This is a genomic window from Anaerosporobacter sp. (assembly GCF_965301125.1).
Genome location: NZ_CBDLAM010000063.1, coordinates 10,632 through 20,031, shown reverse-complemented (window position 1 = coordinate 20,031; position 9,400 = coordinate 10,632). Strand labels below are relative to the sequence as shown.

At 31.6% G+C, this 9,400-nt stretch carries 10 protein-coding genes; 1 reads left to right on the top strand and 9 read right to left on the bottom strand.

Features of this window, described 5'->3' with window-relative positions:
* Positions 1 to 320: 320 nt before the first annotated feature.
* Positions 321 to 1,268 (top strand): alpha/beta fold hydrolase, encoded by a 948-nt coding sequence (locus ACW2QF_RS08960; protein ID WP_455715657.1) that lies wholly within the window; start codon positions 321 to 323, stop codon positions 1,266 to 1,268.
* Positions 1,269 to 1,365: 97 nt separating this feature from the next.
* On the opposite strand, the gene ACW2QF_RS08955 is transcribed toward ACW2QF_RS08960, so the two are convergent.
* The 9 genes from ACW2QF_RS08955 to rpmH all read right to left on the bottom strand — a co-directional run bounded on the left by ACW2QF_RS08955 (position 1,366) and on the right by rpmH (position 8,863).
* Positions 1,366 to 1,803 carry a GNAT family N-acetyltransferase gene (locus tag ACW2QF_RS08955; protein WP_455715656.1) on the bottom strand — a complete coding sequence of 146 codons (438 nt, stop codon included), beginning with the start codon at positions 1,801 to 1,803 and terminating at the stop codon, positions 1,366 to 1,368.
* A gap of 42 nt (positions 1,804 to 1,845) precedes the next feature.
* Complete coding sequence (gene rsmG, locus ACW2QF_RS08950; RefSeq protein WP_455715655.1) at positions 1,846 to 2,565, bottom strand: 16S rRNA (guanine(527)-N(7))-methyltransferase RsmG; 720 nt, start codon at positions 2,563 to 2,565, stop codon at positions 1,846 to 1,848.
* Between the two features lie 37 nt (positions 2,566 to 2,602).
* Entirely contained in the window at positions 2,603 to 4,486 is a 1,884-nt protein-coding gene (gene mnmG / locus ACW2QF_RS08945) for a tRNA uridine-5-carboxymethylaminomethyl(34) synthesis enzyme MnmG (RefSeq protein WP_455715654.1), read from the bottom strand.
* Positions 4,487 to 4,546: 60 nt separating this feature from the next.
* Entirely contained in the window at positions 4,547 to 5,923 is a 1,377-nt protein-coding gene (gene mnmE, locus ACW2QF_RS08940) for a tRNA uridine-5-carboxymethylaminomethyl(34) synthesis GTPase MnmE (RefSeq protein ID WP_455715653.1), read from the bottom strand.
* Positions 5,924 to 6,051: 128 nt separating this feature from the next.
* Positions 6,052 to 6,810, bottom strand: coding sequence for an RNA-binding cell elongation regulator Jag/EloR (jag, locus tag ACW2QF_RS08935; RefSeq protein WP_455715652.1), 759 nt, complete (start codon positions 6,808 to 6,810; stop codon positions 6,052 to 6,054).
* Between the two features lie 2 nt (positions 6,811 to 6,812).
* Positions 6,813 to 8,057 carry a YidC/Oxa1 family membrane protein insertase gene (locus ACW2QF_RS08930; RefSeq protein ID WP_455715651.1) on the bottom strand — a complete coding sequence of 415 codons (1,245 nt, stop codon included), beginning with the start codon at positions 8,055 to 8,057 and terminating at the stop codon, positions 6,813 to 6,815.
* Between the two features lie 19 nt (positions 8,058 to 8,076).
* Positions 8,077 to 8,289 (bottom strand): membrane protein insertion efficiency factor YidD, encoded by a 213-nt coding sequence (yidD, locus tag ACW2QF_RS08925; protein WP_455715650.1) that lies wholly within the window; start codon positions 8,287 to 8,289, stop codon positions 8,077 to 8,079.
* The gene (rnpA, locus tag ACW2QF_RS08920; protein WP_455715649.1) at positions 8,289 to 8,636 is read right to left on the bottom strand and encodes a ribonuclease P protein component; all 348 of its coding nucleotides are present in this window, start codon (positions 8,634 to 8,636) and stop codon (positions 8,289 to 8,291) included. Before rnpA ends, yidD begins: the two co-directional genes overlap by 1 nt.
* Positions 8,637 to 8,728: 92 nt before the next feature.
* On the bottom strand, positions 8,729 to 8,863 hold the full coding sequence (rpmH, locus tag ACW2QF_RS08915) for a 50S ribosomal protein L34 (protein ID WP_167957617.1): 135 nt from the start codon (positions 8,861 to 8,863) through the stop codon (positions 8,729 to 8,731).
* Positions 8,864 to 9,400 lie beyond the last annotated feature (537 nt).

Below are 9,400 nucleotides of genomic sequence, written 5' to 3'. Positions count from 1 at the left end.
CTTTATAACAGTATATATATTATAATATAACAAAAACACAAATTATTAAAGGAATATTTTACACAAAATTTGTATTTATTTATTATTATTTTTAATTCGACAAACCTTACAATTATTAATAAATTTTAGTATACTTTATAGCTATCTTAAAATCCACTTTGTATATATTTCCTAAATTTCAAAAACTAATTGTAAGTCCATGTATTTTAGCATATAATATAAATTAAGAGAATTATCATAGTTACTCTGGTAATTTCACAGAGTGTAAGACAGTTACTCTTAAACAGCTTTTTATTAAGTTCAGAAAGAGGGATAATACGTTGAAAAAAAATAAAAAATTTTCTTTAGTTTTGTTAACAACTTTAGCGCTTACCTCAATTAGTATATTTATTAATAAACTAATTTTTTATTTTTCTTCTAAACACGAAAAATTATATTTACCTAATAGTAATTATTTTACGTGGCGCTTTGGAAAGATATATTATACAAAAAGTGGACAAGGAACTCCTGTTTTATTAATTCATGATCTTGATACTAGTCAATCTAGTTATGAGTTTAAATCATTAATTAATAAGCTTGAGAAAAAGTATACTGTCTATACGATAGATTTAATTGGGTTTGGTAAATCCGATAAACCTAAAGTAACTTATACTAATTTCTTATTTGTCCAGCTAATAACAGATTTCATTACAACAGTTATTAAACAAAAAGCGAATTTAGTATGTATCGGTAAATCAACAACAATTGGCCTTACTGTTTGTAATTATAGTCCTAATTTAATTAATAAATTATTGTTCGTTAATACACCAAATATAAAAACATTAAACCGTGTACCTGGTAAAAAACATAAAATTACTAAGAAGTTATTAGAATCATGTGTAGTTGGTACTAGTATCTTTAATACATTATACAGTAATACAAATCTCTCTAAAATTTTATTATATCAAGTTGTTAATCCATCTATATTAACCAAGAGTTATATTCAATCTAGAAATGAATCCGCACATCTTGGCGGTGAAGCAGCCAAGTATGTTGATGCTAGTATAAGATGCTATTTTACCAATTTGAACGTTACCCACGCTCTGAAATCAATTAACCACAGTATCTACTTTGTTATAGGAGATGGCTATGTTAATCACGAAGAAATTCTAAACGAATACGTAGAATTAAATCCTTCTATTGAAACAGCTGTCATTTCAAATTCGAAGGGTTTACCTTGGATTGAGAATCCTGATCAATTATGTAATTATATATCTATCTTTTTATAACAATAAATTAATAATCTTTATATCATCTATAATAAAAATGTTGAGACTTTTGAGCCTCAACATTTTTATTAATTAAATCTCACGACTTAATGTTATTTTATTTACAACAGTTTTTTTTATTAAATAAAGAATCTAGATCAAGTATCATCTTTATACTATCCATATAAGTATTGGATGGTTCTTTAACCTCTACAAAACCTAATGATTCAAAAAATTTTCTATTGTTTTCATCACATCTTAATTCAATTTCTCCAAAACACATTACATTTGCTTTTTCAATTAGAAGTCGTAAAGTAAAATCGCCAACTTTATTTCTCCTTTTATTTTCAATTACATAGATATGATCAAATATAGCTTTATCATTTTCAATTAGCATACGTCCACATGCGATTGGTTCTTTATCTTCATACACAATAACATGTATTGCCTCACTATCCATTAGATCTACAACATTTCTACTATCTATGCATTGATTTCTTACTTGAATAATATCGTCAAAACAATCTCCAAATAATAAATACTTTCCCTCTAACATGTTGTTCCTTCTTTCATATGGATGGTCCTAGACTTTGTATTACTACTTTAGCGGTTCTTTGGATGGTTTTCCTGCACTTCTTGGGTATGTCTTACTCGTATTTTCTTTCTTGTGTATAATAACAAAAGAACGTTCAATATCCGTATTTGGTAGAATTAATGGTTTTACCTCTTCTAACTTACCACCTAATAATTTAACTGCTTTTTTAGCCTCTTCCACCTCTTCAGCAATCTTTCCTGACTTAAACGGAATGAAATACCCATTCTTCTTTACAAATGGTATACAATACTCTGACAGTGTGGCAAGGTTGGCCACTGCTCTAGATACACATAAATCAAACTTTTCTCTATACTTCTTATCTCTTCCGAAGTCCTCCGCTCTTCCATGGATGGTTTCTATCTTAGTTAATCCTAATTGATCAATAACCTCATTCAAGAACTTAATTCTTTTATTTAAAGAATCCAATAATACCACATTGATATTTGGATAAATAATCTTTAATGGAATACCAGGAAATCCTGCACCGGTTCCCACGTCTATTAAAGACCTTGTACTAGATAAATCAAAGGCTTTTACAATTAATAAACTATCTATAAAGTGTTTCACTACCACTTCGTCATAATCTGTGATCCCCGTAAGATTCATGAATGAATTCCATTCAACTAGTATTTCATAGTATTTAATGAATTGATTAACTTGTATCTCGGATAACTCAATATCAAGCTCTTTAGCTGCTTGCATTAAAATATCTTCTCTGCTCATACTCTCTCCTATTTATCTTTTAGGCATTATACTTAAATTATTTCTTTCCATGAAAGGATGATAGATAAACTAATAAAACAGATATATCTGCAGGTGATACTCCTGCTATTCTTGATGCCTGTCCAACAGAATGAGGTCGCACTAATGATAACTTCTGTTTTGCTTCAAGACGTAAACTATGAACCTTTTCATAATCAATATCTTCAGGAATTACTTTTCCTTCTAATTTCTTAAACTGTTCTACTTGCTTTAATTGTCTCTTAATATATCCTTCATACTTAATGTTAATATTAACTTGCTCGATTACATCTCGTGGTAATTCCTTACGATTTTTATCTATAGGACCAATTACTTCATAACAAAGCTCAGGTCTGCGAATTAATTCACCTAGAGTAGTTCCTGTTTTTAATGGTGTACTACCATTTGCTTCAAGCAATTCTTGAACTTCTTTGGATGCTCCAATGCTAGTTTGGTCCATTCGTTCCATCTCTTCTTTAATCAGCTTTTCTTTGAGTAGAACTCTTTCATAACGTTCATCACTAATTAGACCAGCTTCGTGACCAACTTTACTTAATCGTAAATCTGCATTATCTTGTCTTAATAATAAACGATACTCAGATCTAGAGGTCATCATACGATATGGTTCTTTATTATCTTTCGTTACCAAATCATCTATTAATACTCCAATATAGGATTCAGAACGGTCAAGTACAATAGGCTCTTTTCCTGACGCTTTTAGTGCTGCATTAATACCTGCAACTAAGCCCTGTGCTGCCGCTTCTTCATACCCAGAACTACCATTAAATTGTCCACCACTGAATAATCCACTTATTTTCTTGAATTCTAGGGTAGCCTTTAACTGGTTTGGATTAATACAATCATATTCAATTGCGTAAGCATTTCTTACTATCTTAGCATTCTCAAGTCCAGGTACACTACGATACATCTTATACTGGACATCCTCAGGTAATGAACTTGACATACCTCCGATATACATTTCATTTGTATAATTTCCTTCAGGCTCTATAAACACCTGATGTCTATCCTTGTCAGCAAATCGTACAACTTTGTCTTCAATGGATGGACAATATCTAGGTCCTGTACCTTCAATATCTCCTGAGTATAATGGCGAACGATCTAGATTATCTTTTATAATCTTATGCGTCTCTTCATTTGTATAGGTTAACCAACAAGACGCTTGTGGTCTTTCAAGATCTTCAGGTGTGTTAGTAAATGAAAAAGGTACAATTTCCTCATCACCTTTTTGTTCTTCCATTTTACTAAAATCGATTGATCTCTTATCAATTCTAGCTGGAGTTCCTGTCTTAAAACGTCTCATTTCGATTCCGAGTTTCTTTAAGGAATCTGTCAAATGATTTGCTGACGCAAGTCCATTAGGACCAGTATAATTGCTTACATCACCATAGATACATCTTGATCTAAGATACGTACCTGTTGCCAATACAACGGCTTTACAAGGGTAAACTGCCCCTGAATACGTCTTAACACCAGTAACCATACCATCCTCAACCAAAATTTCACATACTTCGGCTTGTTTCACTTCAAGATTAGGTGTATTCTCTATTACTTTTCTCATTTCTCTACTATAGTCTTGTTTGTCTGCCTGTGCACGTAGAGAATGTACCGCTGGCCCTTTCGACTTATTTAACATCTTAGACTGTATAAATGTCTTATCAATATTTTTACCCATTTCACCGCCAAGCGCGTCTATTTCTTTAACTAGATGCCCCTTCGAACTACCTCCTACATTAGGATTACAAGGCATCAAAGCAATACTATCTACACTTACTGTAAACATAGCGGTTTTAAGAGATAATCTAGCACTGGCTAAAGCCGCTTCACAACCTGCATGTCCAGCACCTACGACAACAACATCGTAATCTTCATACGTATATAACATAATCCTTCCTCACTTCTTTCTATATCAACCATCCAAATGAACCATCCAAACGGTCACCTTTTATTTACCCATACAAAACTCTCTAAATATAGTGTTAACTAAATCATCATCAACCATTTCACCAATAATATATCCTAGTGAATTATAAGCACTTAATAAGTCTATTGAATAGAAATCTTCTGGCATTCCATCCAAAATACTTTGTTTTACTTGCTCCAAGCTTTCTTTTGCCTCAACAATGGCAGATTTATGTCTTATATTGGTTATATATACTTCATCGTTGAAATTAAGCTTTCCTTCATAGAATAGGTCTTTTATGCATGTCTCAAATTCCTCTATTCCAGTCCCCTCTTTTGCAGATATCTTAATTACAGTTTTGCCTGTAATTGTTTCTAACTGCTCACTGGTAACCTCAGCTTGTAAATCTGATTTATTCAACAATATAACACACTTTCTATCTTTTATCATCTCAATGATATCATAATCATTTTGATCTAATTTTCTTGAACCATCCACAACATAAATTACTAAGTCAGCTTTTTCAGCATTTTCTTTTGCCTTCTTAACACCGATTTCTTCAATTACATCTTCTGTATCTCTTATACCTGCCGTATCTACAATATTAAGAGTAACCCCATGAATGTTAATGGTTTCCTCTAACGTATCTCTTGTTGTTCCCTCTATATCTGTTACGATTGCTCGATCTTCTCCTAATAATACATTCATAAGAGAAGACTTACCCGCATTTGGTTTTCCTACGATAACTGTCTTAATACCCTCTCGTAATAATCGACCATTATCCGCTGATTCTAATAACTTATCTATCACTTCTATATTATTTTCTACATTATTTAATAATGTTTCTGAGAAATTTCCAATCTCAATGTGTTCTGGATCATCTAGTGCAGCTTCAATAAATGCTACATTATGAATCACATTGTCTCTTATTTCTTTAATTCTATTTAAAATATTCCCTTTTAGTTGACTCATTGAACTACTAAGAGCATATTCATTTTTCGCATTAATAACATCAATTACCGCTTCTGCTTGTGATAAATCAATTCTTCCATTAACAAAAGCTCTTTTTGTAAACTCACCTGGTTCTGCTACTCTTGCACCATATTTAATAACGGTTTCTAATATTTTCTTTGTTACTACCACACCACCATGGCAATCAATTTCTACTACATCTTCCCTTGTATACGTATTTGGTCCTTTCATGACCAATACCATAACTTCATCAATTGTTTGTTCACCATCCAAAATATAACCATAGTGAACGGTATGGCTTGCTACTTCCGATAGTTTTTTATTCTTTTTTGGAGAATGATAGATCTTATCTATAATTTCTAATGCTTCATCACCGCTCATTCTAACGATACTTATACCAGCATTCGTCATTCCTGTAGCAATTGCAGCGATTGTATCTGTTTTCAATTTTTTATACATTCCTTTCTAATAATAAATAGAGCATCCAACTATTCTATATCTAGTAACAAATAGTTACATAATAGGGGCTGTCGCAAAATCTTAAATTGTATAACTTTTGCTACAGCCCCATATTATTATTCTTCTGTTACGCTAACTGTGGACGCTATTTTAGCTCCATAGGTTTTATTATAATCTTTCTTATAATCTTTTTTGTATTCTTTTTTATAACTATATTCTTTATTATAGCTACCTTTATATTCTTTCGTGTACTTTTTCAGAGTTACAACAACTCTTCTGTATGGCTCTTCGCCTTCACTATGAGTCTCAACATACTTATCATTTTGAAGGGCGGAGTGGATAATTCTTCTTTCAAATGGATTCATTGGTTCAAGTGATACGGAATGTTTCGTTCTCTTTACCTTATATGCAATATTTTTAGCAAGGTTTTCAAGCGTTTCTTTTCTTCTTTCACGATAATTTTCTGTATCTACCTTAACTTTTAAGTAGCTATTGCTTTCTTTGTTAACAACAAGACTTACTAAATACTGCAAAGAGTCTAATGTTTGTCCTCTTTTTCCAATTAGAACACCCATGTCGTCTCCACTTAAATCAATATTTACATAACCTTCTTCTTTGTTATAGTCAACTTTAATTTCAACAACAAGGTTCATTGAAACAAACACTTTTCTCAAAAAGTTAGTAGCAACACCTTCTATTGTCTTTTTACTACGAACTCTGATTTTTGCAGGTCTACTAAATAGGCCTAAAATTCCGTTTGATTCTTTTTCAAGTACTTCATATTCAACATTATCGCTTGTAGTCTCAAGTTTAATTAATGCTTCAGTCAATGCTTCATTAACATTCTTTGCTGTAACCTCAATCCATTCATTCATGATTACTTTTCCCCCTTACCTGAGCTATTCATACCTTTCAATAAATTTGCTCTTTCAGCAATACTACCTGGTTTGTAGTTCTTATTAGCACTATCATTATTTTCTTTTGTATTTACATTAGAATTCGCTTTGTTTTTTATGCTGTTACTATTGCTTGCTGAATTGTTGTAAGCCCCCGCCTTATCTCCAATGGATTTTGTTTGTTTCTTGGCTAACTCTTCTAGAGTCTTTTCATAATCAACATGTTTTTTCTTTTTCTTAGCTTTTTCAACACTTTGCTCAACTAATTTATCAATATCAATCTTTTCAAAATGTCTATTAATAGCAAATTGTTGTATGATTTGGAACACTGAACCCGCTACCCAGTAAAGACCAATACCAATTGGTAACGTTAAACAGATAAATCCTGAGAATAATGGCATGAATGTATTCATAGCTTTCATACTAGCTGCAGCTGGTGCATTCTTGTCCATACCATTTGTATCTGTCATTTGTTTTGTTTGATACCATTGTGTTGCAACCGCAAGAATTGGAACAAGTAAGCCTGGCCACATTTTTGAAACAGGAGTATCTGCAATGTTTAATCCACCAAGGAATGAGTTGATATGCATAATTTTATCTGAATTAGTAGTAATAACATCACTTAAATTAGGGAAATTTTTAGCTAAATCAGCCCAAGTTCCAGTATTAAACTTAGATAATGCGTCAATTATTGAGTTAATACTGCTATCAGCAGATAAACCTGTCACTTTTAAATTATCTGCTAAAGTATTTGCAAAATCAGGAGTTGACTGTAATCCTGTAGCAATAGATTCATATAGTGATCTAATGTCTCCTATATAAGCAGGAATTCTATATATAACTTGGTATAAAGCAAATAAGATTGGTAAAGTAATTAACATAGGAAGACAACCACTTGTAGGATTCGCGCCGTATTTTTGATATACTGCCTGTGTCTCAAGCTGTTGTTTTCTCATGGAAACTTCATCACGTTTTCCTTTATACTTTTCTTGAATTTTCATTAGTTCTGGATTCATCTTTGAAGAGATTCTAGTAAACTTTTGTTGTTTGATAGTTAACGGAATCATCAAAGCTTTTACGATAAACGTAAATAATATAATACAAAGTGCCGCATTTTCAATATGGAACAAACTTAGAAATTCATAAATTACATTTAAAATCCATCCAAGTAAACTTGCGATTGGACCTAATATACCGCCACTTTGTGTTAAAAATAAATTTGTCAACTGTTATTCCTCCTCGTTATTAAGGAACCGGATCATAACCACCCTTAGCAAATGGGTGACACCTCAATACTCTTCTTACTGCAAGATATGTTCCTTTAATAGCACCATACTTTTGTAGTGCTTCCATTGCATACAAAGAGCAGGTAGGCGTATAAATACAAGTAGGCCTTCCTTTTAAGGGTGAAATGTACTTTCTATATAATTTTAAAAGAAATATCAATATTCGTTTCACTAATCATTCATCTCTTTTACTATTTTATGCAGCTTACATAAATGCAAAACTGCGCTACTAATTTCCTGATAATTTCTTCCCTTTGCTCCCGCTCTTCCAATTACAACTACGTCTAAACCACTATTAAACTGGTAATCATTCAATCGAAAACTTTCTCTAATCAGTCTCGTCACACGATGTCTAATAACGCTATTTCCTACTTTTTTACTAACCGATATTCCTAATCGTAATGTACCTAAATCGTTTTTTACTATATACATAACTAAATACTTATTAGCAAACGATTTTCCATTCTTATACACATTTTGAAAATCTCTATTACTTTTCAATGATTCTGACAATTTCAAAATCCCCTATTAACAAATATTATTCAATCTTATTCCCTAGGAGTAACCCATAAAGAACCTACCATAGAGAAAAAAGGTCACAAAACTGCGACCTATGCTGATAATTTATGTCTTCCTTTTGCTCTTCTGCTAGCAAGAACCTTTCTACCGTTAGCAGTGCTCATTCTCTTTCTGAAACCATGAACTTTAGATCTTGATCTCTTCTTTGGTTGGAATGTCATTTTCATTACAAAACACCTCCTTAGTTATACCCAACTATTTATAGTAAGCGTATTTATTCTATTATAAGTTAAATTACAATATCACGTTTATTATATTAGCATTGATTAATTCCGTCAAGTGTTATTTACAAAATTATTAACCTGCTAATTACTATATAAGTATGACCAACTATTAGTTTTTTATTAGTTTTACACACCGTTTTGGATGGTCTGTGATTTATTTGTGGAAAAATTGGTTAAAATACAATATCCACACCAACCATCCAAAAAGTTATCAACAATTTGTGGATAACTTGTGGATAACTTTTTGATTTTACGTTAATTATTTAAATAATATAAAAAAAAATGCTCAATTTACTATATTTTGTGACGATGTTTATAATTTTATTGTTTTATACACATGGATGTTAATTCTTTTGGATGGTTCGTGGATAAGTTGTGGAAATTGGATGTTATAGCTCTATGTTATCAAAGATTGTCCACAACATCAACAGATTTTGTATAGTTAGCCATTGAAAATTTAATAATCTTGTTATAATATAT

Coding starts and splice junctions, on each gene's coding strand:
- ACW2QF_RS08955 (WP_455715656.1), bottom strand. CDS start 1,803: ATGTTAGAGGGAAAGTATTTATTATTTGGAGATTGTTTTGACGATATT.
- rsmG (WP_455715655.1), bottom strand. CDS start 2,565: ATGAGCAGAGAAGATATTTTAATGCAAGCAGCTAAAGAGCTTGATATT.
- mnmG (WP_455715654.1), bottom strand. CDS start 4,486: ATGTTATATACGTATGAAGATTACGATGTTGTTGTCGTAGGTGCTGGA.
- jag (WP_455715652.1), bottom strand. CDS start 6,810: ATGAATGAATGGATTGAGGTTACAGCAAAGAATGTTAATGAAGCATTG.
- rpmH (WP_167957617.1), bottom strand. CDS start 8,863: ATGAAAATGACATTCCAACCAAAGAAGAGATCAAGATCTAAAGTTCAT.